This is a genomic window from Candidatus Gorgyraea atricola (genome assembly GCA_030765235.1).
GTDB lineage: Bacteria > Omnitrophota > Gorgyraeia > Gorgyraeales > Gorgyraeaceae > Gorgyraea > Gorgyraea atricola.
This window is the reverse complement of sequence record JAVCCW010000002.1, coordinates 1-19,613: the sequence shown is the minus strand read 5'-3', so window position 1 is coordinate 19,613 and position 19,613 is coordinate 1. Positions and strand designations below refer to the sequence as shown.

18 protein-coding genes are annotated in these 19,613 nt (G+C 45.1%); all 18 read right to left on the bottom strand.

Translation table 11 applies throughout. The annotated features are described in order from the left end of the window. Nucleotides 1-35: 35 nt before the first annotated feature. The 18 genes from P9L93_00680 to P9L93_00595 all read right to left on the bottom strand — a co-directional run bounded on the left by P9L93_00680 (nucleotide 36) and on the right by P9L93_00595 (nucleotide 19,431). A complete protein-coding gene (locus P9L93_00680; protein ID MDP8229600.1) occupies nucleotides 36-1,748 on the bottom strand; it encodes a proline--tRNA ligase in 1,713 nt (570 codons plus the stop codon). Further along, the gene (gene ispG / locus P9L93_00675) at nucleotides 1,745-2,755 is read right to left on the bottom strand and encodes a flavodoxin-dependent (E)-4-hydroxy-3-methylbut-2-enyl-diphosphate synthase (protein ID MDP8229599.1); all 1,011 of its coding nucleotides are present in this window, start codon (nucleotides 2,753-2,755) and stop codon (nucleotides 1,745-1,747) included. Before ispG ends, P9L93_00680 begins: the two co-directional genes overlap by 4 nt. A 77-nt stretch (nucleotides 2,756-2,832) precedes the next feature. Then, complete coding sequence (rseP, locus tag P9L93_00670; protein ID MDP8229598.1) at nucleotides 2,833-3,870, bottom strand: RIP metalloprotease RseP; 1,038 nt, start codon at nucleotides 3,868-3,870, stop codon at nucleotides 2,833-2,835. 23 nt (nucleotides 3,871-3,893) lie between these two features. Beyond that, the gene (locus tag P9L93_00665; GenBank protein MDP8229597.1) at nucleotides 3,894-4,997 is read right to left on the bottom strand and encodes a 1-deoxy-D-xylulose-5-phosphate reductoisomerase; all 1,104 of its coding nucleotides are present in this window, start codon (nucleotides 4,995-4,997) and stop codon (nucleotides 3,894-3,896) included. Nucleotides 4,998-5,071: 74 nt separating this feature from the next. After that, nucleotides 5,072-5,878 carry a phosphatidate cytidylyltransferase gene (locus tag P9L93_00660; GenBank protein MDP8229596.1) on the bottom strand — a complete coding sequence of 269 codons (807 nt, stop codon included), beginning with the start codon at nucleotides 5,876-5,878 and terminating at the stop codon, nucleotides 5,072-5,074. Beyond that, nucleotides 5,878-6,579: an isoprenyl transferase gene (locus P9L93_00655; GenBank protein MDP8229595.1), complete on the bottom strand. Its 702-nt coding sequence runs from the start codon at nucleotides 6,577-6,579 to the stop codon at nucleotides 5,878-5,880. Before P9L93_00655 ends, P9L93_00660 begins: the two co-directional genes overlap by 1 nt. 86 nt (nucleotides 6,580-6,665) lie before the next feature. Further along, the gene (locus P9L93_00650; protein ID MDP8229594.1) at nucleotides 6,666-7,022 is read right to left on the bottom strand and encodes a hypothetical protein; all 357 of its coding nucleotides are present in this window, start codon (nucleotides 7,020-7,022) and stop codon (nucleotides 6,666-6,668) included. 14 nt (nucleotides 7,023-7,036) lie between these two features. Next, entirely contained in the window at nucleotides 7,037-7,768 is a 732-nt protein-coding gene (locus tag P9L93_00645) for an OmpA family protein (GenBank protein MDP8229593.1), read from the bottom strand. Between the two features lie 125 nt (nucleotides 7,769-7,893). Then, nucleotides 7,894-9,984: a sodium-translocating pyrophosphatase gene (locus P9L93_00640; GenBank protein MDP8229592.1), complete on the bottom strand. Its 2,091-nt coding sequence runs from the start codon at nucleotides 9,982-9,984 to the stop codon at nucleotides 7,894-7,896. A gap of 56 nt (nucleotides 9,985-10,040) precedes the next feature. Continuing rightward, nucleotides 10,041-11,273, bottom strand: a complete 1,233-nt coding sequence (locus tag P9L93_00635) for an adenylosuccinate synthase (GenBank protein MDP8229591.1) — start codon at nucleotides 11,271-11,273, stop codon at nucleotides 10,041-10,043. Nucleotides 11,274-11,291: 18 nt separating this feature from the next. Further along, complete coding sequence (locus P9L93_00630; protein ID MDP8229590.1) at nucleotides 11,292-12,530, bottom strand: homocitrate synthase; 1,239 nt, start codon at nucleotides 12,528-12,530, stop codon at nucleotides 11,292-11,294. Between the two features lie 9 nt (nucleotides 12,531-12,539). Beyond that, nucleotides 12,540-14,123 carry a phosphoglycerate dehydrogenase gene (gene serA / locus P9L93_00625; GenBank protein MDP8229589.1) on the bottom strand — a complete coding sequence of 528 codons (1,584 nt, stop codon included), beginning with the start codon at nucleotides 14,121-14,123 and terminating at the stop codon, nucleotides 12,540-12,542. 70 nt (nucleotides 14,124-14,193) lie between these two features. Continuing rightward, complete coding sequence (locus P9L93_00620) at nucleotides 14,194-15,357, bottom strand: alanine--glyoxylate aminotransferase family protein (GenBank protein MDP8229588.1); 1,164 nt, start codon at nucleotides 15,355-15,357, stop codon at nucleotides 14,194-14,196. 136 nt (nucleotides 15,358-15,493) lie between these two features. Then, nucleotides 15,494-16,096 (bottom strand): ATP-dependent Clp endopeptidase proteolytic subunit ClpP, encoded by a 603-nt coding sequence (gene clpP / locus P9L93_00615; protein MDP8229587.1) that lies wholly within the window; start codon nucleotides 16,094-16,096, stop codon nucleotides 15,494-15,496. Between the two features lie 83 nt (nucleotides 16,097-16,179). Further along, nucleotides 16,180-17,232: a trigger factor gene (locus P9L93_00610; GenBank protein ID MDP8229586.1), complete on the bottom strand. Its 1,053-nt coding sequence runs from the start codon at nucleotides 17,230-17,232 to the stop codon at nucleotides 16,180-16,182. Nucleotide 17,233: 1 nt separating this feature from the next. Then, a complete protein-coding gene (gene lptB / locus P9L93_00605) occupies nucleotides 17,234-17,977 on the bottom strand; it encodes an LPS export ABC transporter ATP-binding protein (protein ID MDP8229585.1) in 744 nt (247 codons plus the stop codon). Continuing rightward, complete coding sequence (gene lptC, locus P9L93_00600; GenBank protein MDP8229584.1) at nucleotides 17,961-18,572, bottom strand: LPS export ABC transporter periplasmic protein LptC; 612 nt, start codon at nucleotides 18,570-18,572, stop codon at nucleotides 17,961-17,963. Before lptC ends, lptB begins: the two co-directional genes overlap by 17 nt. Next, nucleotides 18,535-19,431, bottom strand: coding sequence for a lysophospholipid acyltransferase family protein (locus P9L93_00595; GenBank protein ID MDP8229583.1), 897 nt, complete (start codon nucleotides 19,429-19,431; stop codon nucleotides 18,535-18,537). Before P9L93_00595 ends, lptC begins: the two co-directional genes overlap by 38 nt. Between the last annotated feature and the right edge of the window lie 182 nt (nucleotides 19,432-19,613).

Genomic DNA, 19,613 nt, shown 5'->3' with positions numbered 1-19,613 from the left:
CGTTTTCTTGTCAAGCGCATATTGTGACAAATTTGTCAGGTTAAGGTGGGGATAATATCCTTGATATCCTTTGGCTTGATCTCTTGAATCTTAGCGGTTTTTCTGTTTTTTACTTCTACTACTCCTTTCTTAAGGGCCCTTTCTCCTATTACCACTTGATAAGGTATGCCGATTAGTTCAGCGTCGTTGAATTTGATGCCTGCGGACTCGTTTCTGTCGTCTAAGAGCACCTCTATGCCCTTCTTTTGTAAGTCGCTATACACTTGGTCTGCGACTTTGCGGACATTTTCCTTGTCATAATTTAAAGGTATTACGATTACCTGGAATGGTGCAATGGGCTTTGGCCAGATTATGCCTTTTTTGTCGTTATTTAACTCTATTGCAGCTGCGATTATGCGATTTACACCTATACCATAGCAGCCCATTACTGCTGGCTTTAGCTTTCCATCCTCATCCAGAAATTCTGCCTTCATTGCCTTGGAGTATTTCAGGCCAAGCTTAAACACATGGCCCATTTCAATGGCATGCTCTAGTTTTATGGGTTTATTGCACTTGGGGCACTTGTCTTTCTCTGTAATCATGCGCAAATCTGCCCATTCTTTTACCTTGAAATCACGGTCAAGGTTTACATTTATAAGGTGTTTATCCTTCTTATTTGCGCCTGCAACAAAATTAGCTATACCTTTAATAGAGTGATCAGCTATGATCCTTATTTTAATGCCAACTGGCCCTGAAAAGCCTATTGGTCCGCCAGTGGCTTTTTTAATAACATCCTCTCCTGCCATTTCTAGCTTTGCGCATTTAAGAAATTTCTTGATCTTTGCCTCATTTGCTTCGTGGTCACCGCGAATCAAAATCGCAACAGGCTCTTCATCCGCCACATACACAAGCGTCTTCACCATCTCCTCAGGCTTAACCTTTAATAAGGCGCTGACTTTCTCAATAGTTGAAACTCCAAGAGTATCCACCTCTTTTAAAGTGACGGAGGCGAAACCTCCGCCATGCTTAAGCATGGCGGAGGTTTCGCCTCGACCAACTGCTGCTACATCTATGCTTGCCGCATACCCGCAAGCTAAGCAATACGCAAGTAAATCCTCTCCGCTCTCCGCAAGCACCATAAACTCATGCGATACATCCCCGCCCATTACGCCAGTGTCTGCGTCAACTGCTAGCGCACGCAAGCCGCAGCGCTTGAAAATCGTCTCGTAAGCCTCATACATCTTTTTGTAGCTCGCGTCAAGCCCGGCATTGTCCCTATCAAAGCTATACGCATCTTTCATAATAAACTCTCGGCTTCGTATCACGCCGAATCGAGGCCGTACCTCATCTCTAAATTTAGTCTGGATCTGGTAGAGTGTTATAGGAAGCTGGCGGTAGGACTTTATATTAGACCGTACAAGATCTGTAATAACCTCTTCATGTGTTGGGCCAAACACCATTGTGCGATTGTGCCTGTCCTTAAATTTAATCAGGTCCTCTCCAAGATCCTTGTATCTACCTGACTGGTGCCAAAGCTCAACTGGCTGCAACGACGGTAGAAATAGTTCTAGCGCGCCCTTCGCATCCATTTCCTCACGAATAATAGCCTCAACCTTTTTCAGCACCCTAAGGCCAAGCGGAAGATACGTGTACGCGCCTGAAGCAAGCTTACGAATCAAACCAGCACGAATCATAAGCCTATGACTCACAGCCTCAGCCTCACTAGGAACTTCTTTTAAAGTTGGTATAAAATACTTACTCCACCTCATATCTTTTTTAACAGCTCCTTTACTATATTTTTTTCCTTTACCCTTTTTATAACTTTGCCTTTTTTAAAGATTACACCTGATTTCTTGCCGCAGGCAATGCCAATATCCGCATCCTTTGCTTCACCCGGCCCATTCACTTCACAACCCATTATTGCTATCTTGGGCCAACGCGTTTGTGTAATGTGTAATGTGTAATGTGTAATGTAATCTTCGACTTCCTTAACTATGCTCTGCAAGTCCACCTGGCACCTGCCGCAGGTCGGGCACGAAATTATCTCTGGCCCAAAGCGCCTCAAACCAAGCGCCTGCAAGATATTCTTTGCTGCTATTACTTCTTCGCAAGGGTCTGCAGTAAGCGAAACCCTGATCGTATCTCCTATGCCCTCTAAGAGCAGCGCGCCTATACCTATAGAAGACTTCACAAGGCCTGTTGAAACAGGACCAGCTGCTGTAATACCCAGGTGAAGCGGATATTTTGACTTTCGCGAAAACTCCCTGTATGCCTTAATAGTCATTACTACATCTGACGCCTTTAATGACACTATTATATCGTAAAACTTGGCTTTCTCCAAGATTTTTATGTAATCCAAAGCTGACTTTACCATTCCGCCCTTAACTGATCCTGAATTCACGCCTACCCTGATCGCTACTCGCGCCCTCTTTGCCGCCTTTGCCACCTCTATGATCTGTTCCTCTTTATGTATGTTCCCGGGGTTCAATCGTATCTTGTCTGCGCCATTCTGAATCGCCAAAAGTGCCAGGCGATGATCAAAATGTATATCTGCGACCAGCGGGACCTTTATGCGCTTTTTGATCTGCTTTATAGCTGCTGCTGCCTCAAAATCTTTCACAGCAACACGCACTATCTCACAGCCGGCCTTCTCCAGCTGCCTGATCTGCTTAACAGTCGCACGAACATCCTTTGTGTCAGCCTTAGCCATTGACTGGATCACAATCGGCGCGCCCTTGCCAATCTTAACTTTTCCAACCTTAATCTGTTTAGTCATATAAATTTAGACCTGTCAAGGCTCCTCTTCCCTCCCTGTAGGCCAGGTTTAAACCTGGCCTACAGGGACTAGTCATTTTATTTACCAAAAAATCCTAAGACCTTTTCGAATATGCCAAAGCGCATGAAGTCGCTGTAGAAGACAAATGCCATTAGGCACAATAATAATACGAGGCCTACCTGCGCTATATTTTCCTGCAGCTTACATGAAAGTGGTTTTCTGCGCACCTTTTCTATTGCAAGGAATAAAAGATGCCCGCCGTCCAGGACCGGCACTGGCAAAAGATTAAATATGGCTAAAGACGCGCTTATTACTCCCATCAGCTGTAAAAAATAAACGACTCCTAATTTCGCTGCCTGTCCTGTCATGTAAAAAATCCCTACTGGTCCTGTTACTGAGTCCTTAAAAGCAACTGCTCCTGTAACAATAGCCCACAATGCCCGATATGTAATATAGGTAAGTGTAGATAATTTCTTAGCACCCATGTAAAATGATTCTATAAATCCATACTTCACATATACTATTTCATCTGCCGGGCGAATACCTATCAAACCCACTCTTTTCTTTGAACCAAATATGGTCTTAAGGTCTTCAGACTTTGGCTCAACTGTCAGATCTATTAATCTATTGTCTCTTTCAATAACAAGTTCGATCCGAGATTCTCTATTTGTATGGATAATGCGCGTTACATCATCCCAGTAACTAATGCTCTCGCCATTTATCTCTAGGATCTTATCCCCTTCTTTTATGCCTGCTGCTTCAGCAGGATAATCCGGCACCACGCCTCCTATGGTAGCAGTCAACGTAGGTGAACCAGCAATAAAGACAAATGAAAAAATAAAAAATGCCAGCACGTAATTCAAAAGTGGCCCTGCAAAGATTATCCTCGCGCGCTCTCCGACTGAGCGGGACATATACTCCCATTTCTCGCCTTTTCTGGCCTCAGCCTCTGTCTCTCCTGCGAGCTTTACATAGCCGCCCAGAGGTATTAAAGAGACCGCGTACCTGGTTCCGCCTTTTGTAAATCCGAATATCTCTGGTCCAAATCCAATGGAAAATTTTTCCACGCGCACGCCAGTCTTTTTAGCGACAATAAAATGCCCGAATTCATGCACGACAACCAAAATACCAAGAAGAATTATAAAACTAATCGCTGGACCTCCTTTGCTTTAGCGCGCGCCCATGTATCCACTTCTAATATATCTTTTAATCCTGGATTCTTTACGGCCTTGTGCGCATTTAAAACTTTTTCTATCAGCCTCGGTATATCAGTAAACCTTATCCTACCTTTAAGAAACTCTCCTACCGCTACTTCATTCGCTGCATTTAAAACACACGGGTATGTGTTGCCGCGCTCACCAGCCTCATACGCGATCTCAAGACACGGAAATCTCTTGAAATCAGGCTGCTGAAAATGTAGCGCGCCAAGTTTAGAAAATGAGATCTCTTTTACAGACGAACTAGCCCTGGAAGGATATGTAAGTGCGTATTGGATCGGGATCCGCATATCGCACCTCCCCATTTGCGCCAGTATAGACCCGTCGATAAATTCTACCATTGAATGCACGACTGTCTCAGGGTGGATCAATACCTTGATTCTATTGACATCCAGGCTAAAAAGATGATGCGCCTCAATCACCTCAAGCCCTTTATTCATCATAGTCGCTGAATCCACAGAGATCTTTTTCCCCATCTTCCATTTTGGGTGGTTTACTGCCTGGCGAGGCGTAATGCCTTTAAATTTTTTCTTTGAAGTATTAAGCAGCGGCCCGCCTGAACCTGTAAGGCATATATTTTTTATCTGGCGCGTATCATTAGAGGCGATACATTGAAAGATCGCGCTGTGCTCGCTGTCTACAGGCATTATCTCTACATTTTTCTTTTTCGCCTTCTTCATGATGATGCTGCCTGCCATGACAAGTGCCTCTTTATTGGCAAGCGCTATCCTTTTTACTTTATCCAGCGCGGTTAATATTGGCAAAAGCGCTGACGAGCCGACTATGGCAACGACAACTGTATCCACTTTTACATCTTCCAGCATCTTACATAGCCCTTTAATGCCTTTTTCATTAACTACGCATGTGGCCTTTGGCTTAAATCTCTTTGCCTGCTTAGCCAGTAAGCTCGCATTGGAATTCGTTGAAAGGCAGGCCACGCGAAACCTATCCGGAAACCTGGAAATCACATCCAGCGTACTTGTGCCTATTGAACCTGTTGAACCTAAGACTGCTATTTTTTGCATTCAAACCTCTTCCGCCGCGTATCTCCGTAGGCCAGGTTTAAACCTGGCCTACGGAGATACGCGGTGTGCAAGAGTTACATAATGATGTTTAAATAAATATAAAATATGGGCGCGGTAAAAAGGATGCTGTCGATTACATCGAGCATGCCTCCTAAACCTGGAAAAAAAGGACTTGAGTCTTTTACCTGGTAATCCCGCTTCATGAGACTCTCGGCCAAGTCTCCGAGCTGGGCAAATATACCTATTAATATACCGCTTGTCAATATAGCTCCTAACGACATCCAGCTAACCAGATAATCCCTGCTAATTACGGCAAACAGTATGCTGAATAAAAATCCGCCCACTGCGCCCTCTACTGACTTTTTTGGACTTATCCTAGGGATAAGGGCATGTTTCCCGAACTTTGAACCTACCAGGTACGCGCCGATATCTCCTGCCTTTGTTACGAGCAATAAATACGCTACCAGCTTATAGCCGTCTTCTAAGAATCGTATCTTTACAAGGAATGTAAAAAACCATCCTACATAAAATATGCCGAATAGCGTCAGCGCGATCAATGTCACTGCATTCTGGTTTTCTTTTCTTGTAAACTGTATGATAAAAAGTGAGATGAGCACTACGATAAAAAACAACGCCTCCCACAGTCCCCCTGCAGGTCTAAAAAAATGCGTGATATAAGGAAGTGCGATTCCCGAGAACATGCCAAGGTACATAAAACTTTTAGGAAAGATATTTCTGGGATCTAGTCTGAAAAATTCGTAAAGGCCAAGTCCAATGAATATTGACGCAACTATGCTAAAGGCCAGTAAGGGCAAGAAAAATATGGTGATGATGGCTATGGAAATTGGAACCATTGAAGTGATCGTGCGTTTTTTGAGCATTATTTACCGAACCTTCTTTCTCTTTTACTATATTCTTCTATTGCCTTCTTCAGATCTTTCTCGCCAAAATCTGGCCAGAGTTTTTCAGTAACATAAATCTCACTGTAAGATATCTGCCACAACATAAAATTTGACACCCGCATCTCGCCACTCGTGCGTATCAAAAGATCCGGGTCAGGACAGTCCCTGGTATAAAGGTATGTGGAAAAAAGGGCTTCATCTATCTTGGATGGATCCAGTTCGCCCCTTTTTACATCTTCTGATATGGCCTTTACAGCGCTGACTATCTCCTGCCTTGAACTATAACTCAGCGCAATATTTAAAACAAGTCCTGTGTAACCAGCTGTATCTTTCTCAGCAGTCTCTATTATTTTCCTTATCGCTGGCTCGATCCTGGAGCGGTCTCCTATTATGCGTAGCCTCGCATTGTTATCATGAAAGAGGGCCATCTCTCTCTTTAAAAAATTTTCCAATAGACCAAAGAGTTTCATGACTTCATTCTTTGGCCGCTGCCAGTTTTCCATAGAAAACGCGTAGAGCGTGAGGTATTTGACTTTGAACTTTACGCAGGCCTTGGTTATGTTTTTTACAGATTCCACGCCTTGGGTGTGGCCAAATATCTTAGGAAGGCCTCTTTTCTTGGCCCAACGGCCATTCCCATCCATTATTATAGCGATATGCTGTGGTATTTGTGTCGTCATTTAAAGGGAGGGGGACAGCGACCATTTTTCTCTAAGAAAAATGGTCGCTGTCCCCCTTCACGATTCATAAAGATTATTCTATGCCGCTATTCTGCTGCAAGAACAGGTGCTACTGCTTGCGCGCTAAGCCTTACCTCAAGGTTAGAATTAGCTGCCCTTAAACCCTCTACTTCTCTCCTTGCAGCGTCCAGCTCTCCCCTCGCAGCATCCGCGTCTCTCCTGGCAGCGTCTAAAGAACCCTGCAGATCATTGATCATCCCTGCCTGACCAGCTTGACTAGCCAACTGCGTCCCTAAACTGATCACCTGCGTATTAAGCCCTGCTGCCTTAGCCCTCTCAGTATTTAGCTGTGATCCCAAACTCGTTGCATTTACCGCAAGGACAATGCAAATAAGGCTCACCACTGCTGGCGCTGCGATCAAATAAAGTTTATTCTTATCCATGCCCACCCCCAGTTTTATTTCTTATACTTTCTAAGACGTCTTTGGATCTTTCTTTTTCTCTCTGCGATCTTATCCATGTCTGCCTGGATCTTCTCCATGTTCTTTGGAAGTATTGTTATCTCAACGCGTCTGTTCTGCCTCTGGCCCTCAGGTGTATCATTTGACTCGGTTGGTTTATATTTGCCATGACCCGTAGCAGAGACTTTTTCAGGTGCAACACCTCTTTCGTCTACCAGATAATGCAGGACACTTGTTGCCCTTGCAGTGGAAAGCTCCCAGTTTGATTTCCATCCAGAATATTTTATTGGCTCATTATCTGTGTGTCCGCTTATGCCTATTTCCCGGCCTGGCAGATTTTCCTTGAGCACCTTGGCGACCTTGTTCAGTGAAGGATTAGCTGCTTCTTTTATGTCTGTCTTTCCAGAATCAAAAAGCACCTCTGATAAAAATATAATGGCAAGGCCCTTCTCAGCCATTTCCAGGCGCACCTCTTTATCGCCTATCTCTCTTTTCAATTGTTTTTCCAGGAGTTTCTTGGCATTGCCAAGCTCTGAGATCTCGCCATCCTTTGCCTGCTGGAGCTGCGCGAGTCTGGCATTCAATGCCTCGATCTCGTACTCAAGCGACTCTATCTTTTCCATATCGCTGCGACGGCCCTTCTGGATAGTCACTGAGCATCCGGAAAACACAAGAGAAAGCGAAATCAGACACAAAACCAAACAACATAACCCTTTTCTATTGAACATATTATACCCCCTATATTTTTCTTTAATAATAATACTGTACCTATGTAAAGTCAAGCCTTTTCGCTTAACTGTCTCTGTAGGCCAGGTTTAAACCTGGCCTACAGAGACAGAAGAAGAACCTAAACTTATTTGAACAGTGTATTCGATATTATAAATGATGCAAATACGATCGAGACCATGGACATCAATTTTATCAGGATGTTTAAAGACGGTCCTGAGGTGTCTTTGAATGGATCACCCACTGTGTCGCCAACCACTGCGGCTTTGTGACCAATAGAGCCCTTTCCGCCTTCATGGCCTCTTTCAATATATTTTTTCGCATTGTCCCATGCGCCGCCTGAATTTGCCATCATGATCGCGAGTACAAAGCCTGTGATCAGCGCTCCCACTAAAAGGCCTATACCTGCCTCGATCCCCATTAGAAGTCCGACCACGATAGGCGCAAGTATTGCCAAAAGTGAAGGAAGTATCATTTCCTTCTGGGCGCTGGCAGTGACAATACTAACGCACTTTGCATAATCTGGTTTTTCTTTTCCTTCCATAAGTCCCTTTATCTCTCTAAATTGCCTCCTTACCTCCATTACAACACCTGATGCAGCCCTGCCAACCGCGCTCATTGTAAGCGAGCAAAATGCAAATGGAAGCATGCCTCCTATAAAAAGTCCTGCTAAAAGCCGCGGGTTCATAAGATCTGTGTTTACAGACTTACCGAGTATATGAAGGTGCGCTCTATATGCAGCTATCAATGCCAAGGCTGAAAGCGCTGCAGAACCGATCGCAAAACCCTTGCCTGTGGCTGCAGTTGTATTGCCCAAGGTGTCTAAGGCATCTGTACGCTGCCGCACCTCTGGAGGCTGGTGAGACATCTCTGCATTGCCGCCTGCATTGTCTGCTACAGGTCCGTATGCATCTGTAGCAAGCGTAATGCCCAGCGTAGAGAGCATGCCCACAGCAGATATGCCCACGCCATAGAGCCCGAGATTAAAATCCTTTGCGCCGCCTGAAAGATAAAAACTTGCCAGTATTGCGATCGCCACCACTACCACAGGGATTACTGTAGAGATCATGCCGACTGAGAGTCCGCTTATGATTACTGTGGCTGGGCCTGTAGCTGAGGATTTGGCCACTGTGCGAGTAGGTGAATATTTATCTGAAGTGAAAAATTCTGTTGAGAGGCCCATTATGATGCCGGCCAGGAGGCCTGAAAGAACTGCCCAGTACACACCTATAAATTCTATGCCGAGTATAAATTTTATAACAAAATATGAACTGACTGCGACTAAAGCGGCACTCGTAAACACTCCTTTCCGCAAGGCCATGAGAAGCTCGTTCTGATCTGCCTTCTCACCTGAGCGCACAAAAAGCGTGCCTATGACACTCGCGATAACTCCCACAGCTGCCATGACAAGAGGCACAGTGATACCTTTAAGGCTCTGTCCGTAACTCACGAACGCAGCAGCGCCCAATGCCATAGTCGCGACTATGGAGCCAACGTAAGACTCGTAAAGATCCGCGCCCATGCCTGCGACATCACCGACATTGTCGCCGACATTGTCCGCGATCACAGCGGGGTTGCGCGGGTCGTCTTCAGGTATGCCAGCCTCGATCTTGCCCACAAGGTCCGCGCCCACGTCTGCGGCCTTAGTAAAGATGCCGCCGCCAACTCGCGCGAATAGCGCCATGAAGCTTGCGCCCATGCCGAAGTTCAGCATCGTGCTGGTAATATGCTGGATCCTGACTGCTTCTTCGAGCCCGCGATAGTACCAGTCAAGAAAATAATACCATATACTCAGGTCCAGGAGTCCGAGTCCCACGACCATGAGACCCATGACTGCGCCGCTCGAGAACGCGATGCTAAGCGCGCCGTTTAAGCTGGTACGCGCTGCGTTAGTCGTGCGGCTTGACGCGCGTGTGGCCACAGCCATGCCGATAAACCCGCAAAGCCCTGAGAAAAACCCACCTGTCAAAAACGCGAATGGCACGAATATTATAAGGTATCCCCTGAGATACAGAAAAAATAAGACGCAGAATACGACTGCGAAAAATAGACCAACTACTAAATATTGTCTCTTTATATACGCGTAAGCGCCCTCTCTTACCCAGCCAGCGATCTGCTTCATCTCGGGCGTGCCCTCATCCTGCCGCATTATCTTACATATAAGAAAAATTGCAAAAATTATCGCGATTAAAGACCCGATAGGTACAAGAAATAACATTTATCCCCTCCTATTTTCAAAAAAGCCGAGGTCCAGCCTCGGCTTTTTTGAACAGACTAATCGATTCTGAATGCCTGACTACGCTTTGAGCCTACTGAAACTATACCTATTTTAACCTGCAGAAGTTCTGACAGGCGTTCCAGATAGGCCTTTGCGTTCTTTGGTAAGTCCTTGTATTTTTTTACAGAAGTAATGTCCTGCATCCAGCCATCATGTTCTTCGTAAATAAGTTCACAATTTGTCAATACGTCTATGTCTGCAGGAAAATCTTTATATATCTTTCCTTTATATTTATAGGCTGTGCAGATCTTTATCTTTTCCATCTCGTCAAGCACATCGAGTTTTGTCACTGTTATCTCACTGAGGCCATTGACGATCACAGCGTGACGCACAATCACTGCGTCAAACCAGCCGCACCTACGCGGCCTGCCAGTAGTAGCGCCAAACTCCTTACCCTTGCTCCTGATCTTTTCCAGGAGGTCTTCCTTGAACTGCGTTGGAAACGGGCCCTCGCCGACTCTGGTCGTATATGCCTTTACAACGCCTATGACCTTGTCTATCCTGGTAGGGCCAACACCCGTACCTGTCAATGCGCCGCCAGCAGTGGAATTGGAAGAAGTGACATACGGGTATGTGCCGTGGTCAATGTCAAGAAGTGTACCCTGCGCGCCTTCAAACAAAATCCGCTTTTTCTTGGCGATTGCCTCGTGTAAAACAACCGGCACGTTCGTCAAGAACTTCTTTATCTCTTTGCCATAATCCAGATATTGATTATAGATTTTCTCAAAATTAAATTCTGAAGAGCCTTCCAGATTTGCCTTTAATTTCTTCTTTAAAGAATCCTTGTTTACCAGATCTGCCATGCGTATGCCGCAACGCGCCATCTTGTCAACGTAACACGGGCCTATGCCCCTTCCTGTGGTGCCTATACTTGCGCCACGGCGCTTATCGATCACCTTATGATAGGGAAATATTACATGAGCAGTCTCGCTTATGAGAAGATTACCATCTACTGTAATGCCCTTTAGCCTGAGCATCTCGATCTCTTTTAAAAGCGCTTCTGGATCAAGAACAACACCATTTCCAATAATACAGGTCTTTCCTTTATGTAAGATCCCTGATGGAATAAGGTGCAATATAAATTCGTCCTCGCCCACGACTACAGTGTGGCCCGCGTTATTGCCGCCCTGATAACGCACTATAACATCGGCATCAGCGGCAAGGATATCGATTATCTTACCTTTACCTTCATCTCCCCACTGAGCGCCCACTACGATCGTACACGGCATAAGAATTCCTCTTTGGGTTTATGGATCTACTTTAAATATCTGCTTTGCTATGTCTGGATACTTGGCTATGAACTTAAGCTCGTAGCTTGTGAGAGGCTGCTGCGTGTGCACATTAGCGTATCGCACGAGCTCAAGGATATTTGTGGCCTCTTTGTCATTCTTAAACTTTACTTCAAGCTTCTCGTAGACATTTCTAAAACCCTTGATGCCGCTATATTCGCCCGCGGTAATCTGTCTGCCTGTCTCAACAACTTCTGCCTCGCCCCTGCCGAGCTCCTCAAAATCATAGAGTTCGTAATTGCGTCTGTCTTTTAAGGCGCCGTCCGCGTGAATACCTGATTCATGCGCAAACGCATTTGCGCCAACTCCTGGCTGATTTATAGGTATAGGCACATTAAAAGCAAACGATGCGTACTTCGCGATCTTCCACGCATGGCCCAGCTTGATCTTTTCGTCAAGAGGATATTTTCCCTTGAACCCGCTTGAGTATTTAAGGGCGAGTATCACAGACACCAGGTCCGCATTGCCAGCCCTCTCACCCATGCCATTGACAGTCGTATTTATATACGCGTCGCACCCGGCATCGACTGCTGCCTTTGCGCCTGCGATCGAGCATGCCGTTACCATACCAAGATCATTGTGACAGTGCAGCTCTATGGGAAGTCTTACCTCGCTTGCAAGCACCCTTACCCTTTTGTAAATAGTGAATGGGTCGTCGTAGCCGAGCGTATCGCAATACCTGATCCTGTCTGCGCCATGGTCTCTGGCCAGCTTTGCGAATTTTATAAGAAACGGCAGGTCAGTCCTGGACGCATCTTCCGCGTTTACGCCAATTATTTTCAATTTCTTTTTCTTTCGCGCATAGTCCAGAGCACCTGTCATCATCTTCAATACATCATCCCTGGTCTTTTTTCCCTGGAATTTCCCGCGCGTCATCTGCTCAGACGTGGATATAGAAAGATTTAGATTTTCAATATCTGTCAGCTCGAGCGCCTTCTGTACATCTTGCTTTATGGCCCTGACCCAGCCATTCAGGAGAATAGGCTTTAAAACGCCTTTGCGCGCAAGCTCGAGATTTGCATTTAGATAATTGGTCTCGTGGCGCGTTACAGGAAAACCAAACTCACTGCCAAATACACCCATGTCATTCAGCAGCATGTTTATCATGGTCTTCTCTAGCTTTGCCAGGCCCAGCCTAGAGGTCTGCACACCGTCCCTGTTTGTTACATCAATAATGTAGATCTTATTTTTTTTCATAAAACACCTCTATAGTTTTACCAGCTTTGCATCTAATATGTTCTTTACCTTTATTATCTCCTCGAGCACGCTCTGAGATACAGGGCTATCCACATTCAATACTGACAGGGTCCTGCCGCCTGGCTTTGCGCGGCCAAACGTCATTGTCGCAATATTTATATTATTTTTTCCAAAGATAGTACCAATCTGACCTATGATGCCTGGCACATCTACATTGTGCGCAACTACCATGTACCCTTGAGGAATAGCATCTACATGAAATTCGTCGATCTTTACGATCCTTGCATCCTTTTTTGTAAACATCGTTCCTAAAACAGATGTCTTGCCTTTATCAGTAGTCACCTCTACCGTGATAAGGCTCGTGTATTCCTCGAGCTCCATGGATTTTGATTCTTTTATTTTTATGCCGCGTTCCCGCGCCACAATAAGCGAATTTACATAATTGACTGTCTCCTGCAGTATGGGCGTAAGCACGCCTTTTACGATCGCCACTGTTAGAGGAGACACGCTATGCCCCGCGACATCACCTGAATATTTTATATCGATCTGGGAAATCCTTCCTTCTGCTATCTGTGCCACGAATAATCCCAGTTTTTCGCTAAGTTCGACATATGGCTGAAGTATCTTGTAAAGCTCGAGATCCACGCACGGCACATTCACCGCATTTTTTATTCCGCGTCCAAGGAGCGCGTCCCTGGCGCTATTGGCAATATCTATTGCCACATTGACCTGAGCCTCTTCAGTGGAGGCTCCGAGGTGCGGAGTCAGGATCATCTTGTCGCATCCAATAAGCGGGCTCTCTTTTGGCGGTTCTTTTTCATAGACGTCAAGCGCTGCGCCAGCGACCTTTCCGCTGTTTATGCCTTCGAGTAGCGCGACCTCATCGACTATGCCGCCCCTCGCGCAATTTATAATACGCACGTCTTGCTTCATCTGGGCAATTGCCTTTTTGCCAATAATATGTTTTGTCTCGTCTGTCAAAGGCGTATGCACAGTAATATAGTCAGATCTTTTAAATACATCTTTTACTTCAACTGATTCAACGCCTGCCTCTTTGGCCTTATCCAATGACAGGAACGGGTCATACGCAATTACCTTCATGCCGAATGAGGCCGCGCGTTTGGCAACCTCAGCGCCGATCCTGCCGAGTCCAATAATCCCCAGGACCTTTCCGTAGAGCTCAACACCCATGAACTTTTTCCGCTCCCATTGGCCCTTTTTTGTAGACGCGTCTGCCTGAGGTATATTGCGAGAAAGCGCAAGGATCAGAGACATTGCGTGCTCTGCAGTAGAGATGGTGTTGCCGCCAGGCGTATTCATGACTATAATGCCGCGCTTTGAAGCAGCCGCGAGGTCCACATTGTCGAGGCCAACGCCTGCGCGCCCTATTACCTTTAATTTAGTGGCAGCTTCGATCACATCTTTTGTAGCCTTTGTGCCGCTGCGCACCAAAAGCGCGTCATAGTCCTTTATTATTTTTTTAAGTTCGTCTGGCGGGAGTTTCAGTTTCACATCTACCTTAAACTCCTTCACCTTCTTAAGTATATCAATCCCTTCCTGCGCCAGTGAATCGCTAATTAGAATCTTGTACATATATTTCTCCTCTTAGATTGCTTGTTCAAGTAGGCCAGGTTTAAACCTGGCCTACAGGCGTGGATAACTTTTACTTCGCCAGGCCTTTCTCAAGTGCCTTTACTCCAACACCTTTTTCAAACTTATATCCCATTTCCGCAAGTACTGTCTCCAACGTCTGGATGCACACCTTTAGATCAGCTGCAGTGATATAGCCCATTGTGGCAATGCGGAAGATCTTGCCTTTTAGCTGCGCCTGGCCTCCTGCAATACCTACGCCGTATTTGTCGCGCATTGTCTTTACGAGTTTCGCGCTGTCAACGCCCTCTGGGGCCTTGACCGAAGTAACTGCATCTGAATACGCGTCCGGCGCAAAAAGCTCGAGGCCCAGCGCTCCCATTGCAGTTCGCACAGCCTGAGCATGCTTTTTGTGACGAGCCACTACATTCGCAAGTCCGTCCTTTTTAATAAGCTTCAATGCCTCGTTTAAACCAATAATAAGGTTCACTGCAGGCGTATATGGTGTATCGTTTTTGTCTATAGACTTCTTGTATGCCTTGAAATTAAAATAATATTTCGGAAGTGTTGATTTTTCAACTAAGGCCAATGCCTTCTCGCTCAGACTCACAAACGCCAGTCCTGGCGGAATCATTAAACCCTTTTGCGAGCCAGATATCACAACATCAATACCCCACTCGTCAGTCTTCAGCTCCACTGCGCCAAGCGCGCTTATTGCATCCACGACTAAAACAGCCTGACTGTTTTTGGTAATCTCAGCAATTACCTTTATGTCAGTTGCCACACCAGTGGATGTTTCGCAAAACGTAACATAGACAGCCTTTATTCGTGACCCGTGGCCCGTTGGCCCGTTGGCCCGTGATTCGTTATCCAGTATCTTTTTTATTTTCTGAGGATCAACTGCTTTTCCCCACTCAACATCTATTGGAATAAACTCTATGCCATACGCAGCGCACAGCTCGCCCCATCTCTCTCCGAACTTTCCGCCTCTGACAACTATTGCCTTGTCTCCTGGCGAAAGCAGACTCGCTACTGCGCCTTCCATTGCGCCTGTGCCGCTCGAGGCAAACATAAGCACCTTGCCTTTTGTCTCATACACATACTGCAGGCCTTCCTCTGTCTCCTTTAATATAGCCTGAAACTGAGGAGTGCGATGATGTATTATAGGTTTTGCCATTGCGCTAAGCACCTCATCTGGCACTGGTGTCGGCCCTGGTGTGAGTAGGTAGTTCTTCATGGTTTATTGCTCCTTATGCATAATTAAAGGTTTCGTGAGGTTGCGTTAAGTTTCGCTAGGTTGCGTAAAGTTACATTGGCTTTTTGCAACTTTACGAAACTTTACGAAACATTACGTAACTTTACGTAACCTCCATTTATTTTTTCTTGCGCTTCTTGTCGCTGGTGATTACTTCGTCGACTATGCCGTATTCCTGTGCCTCTTCAGCAGTCATGAAATAATCCCTATCTGTATCTTTCTTGATCTTGTCCAATTTCTGGCCTGTGTGCTTTGCGAGTATATCGTTGATCCTGTCGCGCATATTAAGGATCTGCTTTGCCTGTATGTTTATGTCTGATGCCTGGCCTTGCACGCCGCCCCATGGCTGATGTATCATCACACGAGAATTAGGCAAGGCTATGCGCTTATCTTTTGTGCCTGCTGCGAGAAGCACTGCGCCCATGCTGGTTGCCTGGCCCATGCAATACGTGGAGATGTCTGGCTTTACGAACTGCATCGTGTCATAGATAGCTAGTCCTGCAGTTACGACGCCGCCCGGGCTATTGATGTAGACGCTGATATCCCTGTCAGCATCCTCCTGCTGGAGAAAAAGTAACTGTGCTATCACTAGATTCGCGATCACATCATTTATCGCATCGCCTATAAAAATAACCCTGTCCTTTAAAAGCCTTGAATAGATATCATACGCCCTCTCGCCTCGACTCGACTGCTCGACTACCATAGGTACTAATGTTGACATATCTACCTCCTTTTACTTTTAGTGACAAGTGACAAGGAACATGGGACAAGGAGCATCTAAACCCCCTTGTCTCTTGTCTCTTTCTAAGATACCTTCGCTTCCTTGAGCAAGGACTCCATAACCTTCGCGTTACGCATATTCACTGCCATCTCGTCCAGCATGTGATTCTTTTCTAAATGACTCCGAACCTCTTCCTTTGATTTCTTGTACTGAACAGCCATTTCCTCGATCCGCTTATCTATGTCTTCCTGCTTCAGCTGTATCTTCTCTGCCTGCGCGATCTTATCCAATATAAAAAATGCCTTTACCTGTCGCAGCGCCTGTTTGCCTGCATTCTCCTCTAATTCCTTTTTATCCTTGTCAGACAAAGTAAATTTCTTATCAGGATTTTGTTTATTTTGAATAGCCTGCATGTACGCGATCCTGGAATTTGCATCTTTTACGAGTCTCTCCTTCTCGCCATTTACCAGCGACTCAGGCACCTCGAAATTCACAGCCTCAACAAGCTGATTTATGATCTGCACCTCTAGATCAGCCGCGCTATCCTGTTCCAGCCTCTGCTTCAGAGACTGCCGCACGGCATCTTTTAATTTTTCCAGATTCTCGCAGCCCATATCCTTTGCAAACTCATCATCCAGCTTCGGAACTACCTTTTCTTTTTCCTCGCCATCCTTCTTAGGCACTTGTTGAGCATTTGCCTCTCTCAAGGATTCTAGATTTTTCTGCACGTCTTCTTCTTTTACCTCTACGCTTTTCTTTTTCAATCTCAGGCCCTTATAGCTTCTCAAGGAAAAATCAGGCCTTGTCTCAATACTTGCTGTATAAGAAAGTCCTTCTTTTAAATCCATCTTTACGTCACTTACCTCAGGATAACCTATGGGATCCAGCTTATGCTCTTCTAAAATCTTTCTATAGGTCTCTGGGATAAGATTCTTCAGGGCCTCTTCTTTTGCGGTCTTGGCATAATGCTGTTCCAATAAATCCCGCGGCGCCTTTCCTACTCTATACCCAGGAACACTGGCGACCTTACCTATACCCTTATAGACTTTTTCGAGCTCGTCTTTTACCTTCTCAACCGAGAGTTTCACCTCGACTATCTTTTTGCAATTCTTGAGTTTTTTAATATTAGATTTCATGTCACATCCTGAATTTTTCGCCCAAATATATTTCTCGTGCTTTAGGGTCGTTGATTAACTTTTCCGCATTCCCTGATATGAGAATACGTCCATCTGCCATTATATACGAACGGTCTGTTATTTCAAGTGTTTCTCGCACATTGTGATCTGTCAGCAAAATGCCAAGCCCTTTTGCCCTTAGTTCGGAGATGATCTCCTGCGCGTCAGCCACTGCGATCGGATCTATGCCGCTAAACGGCTCATCCAGCAATATAAACAATGGATTTGTAACCAAGGCCCTTGTTATCTCGAGCCTGCGTCTCTCACCGCCTGAAAGCATATACGCCTTTTTCTTTGCAAGGTTAGTAATATGTAATTCCTCAAGAAGATCTTTGAGTCTTTTTTTTCGAACTGTCCTCGGAAGATCCAGCGTCTCCAGTATTGCCATTATATTCTCTTCAACGCTAAGTTTTCTAAATATGGATGGCTCCTGCGAAAGATATCCAATGCCGCTTCTGGCGCGCTTAAACATTGCCAGCTTCGTGATATTTTTCCCATCAAATATTATCGCGCCTAGATCCGGCTTTAGCATGCCCACCACCATGTAAAATGTAGTAGTCTTTCCCGCGCCGTTAGGGCCCAATAGCCCCACGACCTCACCTCTTTTTATCTTTATATTCACGCCGTTCACTACACGCTTGCCGTCGTAGGACTTGGTGAGGTTTTTTATTTCCAGTATATGTTCGCTACTATCTTGGGATTTCACTTTTTATCACCAGCTTTGACCGCTTGGGTAATATCACGCGGCCCTGATTGACTAAGTATATTGCCTTCTCGCTATAAGTAATGTTCTCGCCGCTTACTATCCGCACGTTACCTCTTGCCACTACGCATCTCACGCGGCGCGTATCATCATTGAAATACACATCTATGCGATCCGCAAAAATATCACCCTTAGAATCCTTTACCTTTACATTGTTTAAAAACGCAGCTCGGTTCTTATTGTAATTGATCTCCAGTGGGCCGTCACAGGTTATTGTAGTGCCATCTGTACTCTTGGCCACGACATCATCCTGCAGAGTCACTAGATTCTTTTCTCTATCAAATGTTCCCTGTTTTGCCTTTAACTTAAGCGCTGCCTCTTTTCCATAGCTTAAGGCTGAGACCTCATCTATCTTGATCTCATTGTCCTTGACCTCAGCTGATTTACCGCTCAGCTTCCACTGCTTCGTTCCGCCATCCTCATACTGCACAAGCGAAAACCCATCCACTTCCTGGTCAGCATCCTGCGCAAAAGAAAAGCCAGCAACAAGAACTAGCGCACTACCTATGACTATTTTCTTTAGTTTTCCAGCGCTCATGGAACCACACCCATTGTGAAGGAAATTTTCTAACATGATCTTCTATCACCCTTGTGTATCTCTGTGTATTTTCTAAAATATCTTTCTGTTTATCACCAGTTTTTTGTAATTCTATAGGCTGGCCAACTAAAATCTCATGGCCAAACCCTTTTCTCGCCATGAAACACGGTACTATTGGAGTGCCTGTTAAAAAATTAAGCACTGCCGGGCCATTTGGCGTATATGCCTTGCGGTCAAAAAAATCCACGAACACGCCTGAGACATTTGTCATGTCCTGATCAGGCATCATGCCGATAAATTCATTTCTTTTTAAAACAGCGAATACTTCTTTTGCTGACGCGTCTCTATATAAAACATTCACGCCGTGCTGCCTTCTGACCTTACCTAAAAATCTTTCGAAAAATTCATTCCTGACGCGGCGCGCAACAACATTGACCTTATAACCCTTTAACGCAAAATAGTGCGCCATGAGTTCCCAGTTCCCAAAATGCGCTGATAATACTATGCCGCCCTTGCCCTGCTTTAAAAGTCTCTCGATAGATTCAAAACCATTACACTTTATATAGGCGTCTATATTGGCCTTATTGAATTTTGAAAGTGATATTACTTCTACAAAATTCTTGCCTAGATTTTCAAAGACCTGGCGCGCTATAAGGGATTTATCTATCCTGGAATCACTGAGGGAAAACTCAAGATTATCTAACGCAATACGCCTTTGTTTCTTAAGAAAGAGAAAAGCTATTTTTCCTATACACTGCCCAAGTTTTAGCCCTGATCTTAGAGGTAGGAGATATATAAAAAAACTAACTACTCTAAAGAGCGCATATACAACAACCTGTCTCGGCTTCCTCTTTGCCATAGCCGAGATATATTATCATATATAGCTCTTATAAGTCAATATAATTTAAGGGAATTGTCAAGCCAAAGTTAAAATGTCCGGTTCTTACCAAAGTTAAAATGTCCTGTTTTCATGTTACAGTTAGTAGTAGTTCTTTTTCTTTTTGGGCGACTTTTTCTTTTTGTTTATTCTGTGGATAATGT

What these genes read in the sequence shown, in the direction of transcription:
- clpP (MDP8229587.1), bottom strand. Translation starts at nt 16,096, where the DNA reads ATGTCAACATTAGTACCTATGGTAGTCGAGCAGTCGAGTCGAGGCGAG.
- P9L93_00665 (MDP8229597.1), bottom strand. Translation starts at nt 4,997, where the DNA reads ATGCAAAAAATAGCAGTCTTAGGTTCAACAGGTTCAATAGGCACAAGT.
- P9L93_00640 (MDP8229592.1), bottom strand. Translation starts at nt 9,984, where the DNA reads ATGTTATTTCTTGTACCTATCGGGTCTTTAATCGCGATAATTTTTGCA.
- P9L93_00610 (MDP8229586.1), bottom strand. Translation starts at nt 17,232, where the DNA reads ATGAAATCTAATATTAAAAAACTCAAGAATTGCAAAAAGATAGTCGAG.
- P9L93_00595 (MDP8229583.1), bottom strand. Translation starts at nt 19,431, where the DNA reads ATGGCAAAGAGGAAGCCGAGACAGGTTGTTGTATATGCGCTCTTTAGA.
- P9L93_00645 (MDP8229593.1), bottom strand. Translation starts at nt 7,768, where the DNA reads ATGTTCAATAGAAAAGGGTTATGTTGTTTGGTTTTGTGTCTGATTTCG.
- P9L93_00680 (MDP8229600.1), bottom strand. Translation starts at nt 1,748, where the DNA reads ATGAGGTGGAGTAAGTATTTTATACCAACTTTAAAAGAAGTTCCTAGT.
- ispG (MDP8229599.1), bottom strand. Translation starts at nt 2,755, where the DNA reads ATGACTAAACAGATTAAGGTTGGAAAAGTTAAGATTGGCAAGGGCGCG.
- lptC (MDP8229584.1), bottom strand. Translation starts at nt 18,572, where the DNA reads ATGAGCGCTGGAAAACTAAAGAAAATAGTCATAGGTAGTGCGCTAGTT.
- P9L93_00650 (MDP8229594.1), bottom strand. Translation starts at nt 7,022, where the DNA reads ATGGATAAGAATAAACTTTATTTGATCGCAGCGCCAGCAGTGGTGAGC.
- P9L93_00630 (MDP8229590.1), bottom strand. Translation starts at nt 12,530, where the DNA reads ATGAAAAAAAATAAGATCTACATTATTGATGTAACAAACAGGGACGGT.
- P9L93_00655 (MDP8229595.1), bottom strand. Translation starts at nt 6,579, where the DNA reads ATGACGACACAAATACCACAGCATATCGCTATAATAATGGATGGGAAT.
- serA (MDP8229589.1), bottom strand. Translation starts at nt 14,123, where the DNA reads ATGTACAAGATTCTAATTAGCGATTCACTGGCGCAGGAAGGGATTGAT.
- P9L93_00620 (MDP8229588.1), bottom strand. Translation starts at nt 15,357, where the DNA reads ATGAAGAACTACCTACTCACACCAGGGCCGACACCAGTGCCAGATGAG.
- P9L93_00660 (MDP8229596.1), bottom strand. Translation starts at nt 5,878, where the DNA reads ATGCTCAAAAAACGCACGATCACTTCAATGGTTCCAATTTCCATAGCC.
- P9L93_00635 (MDP8229591.1), bottom strand. Translation starts at nt 11,273, where the DNA reads ATGCCGTGTACGATCGTAGTGGGCGCTCAGTGGGGAGATGAAGGTAAA.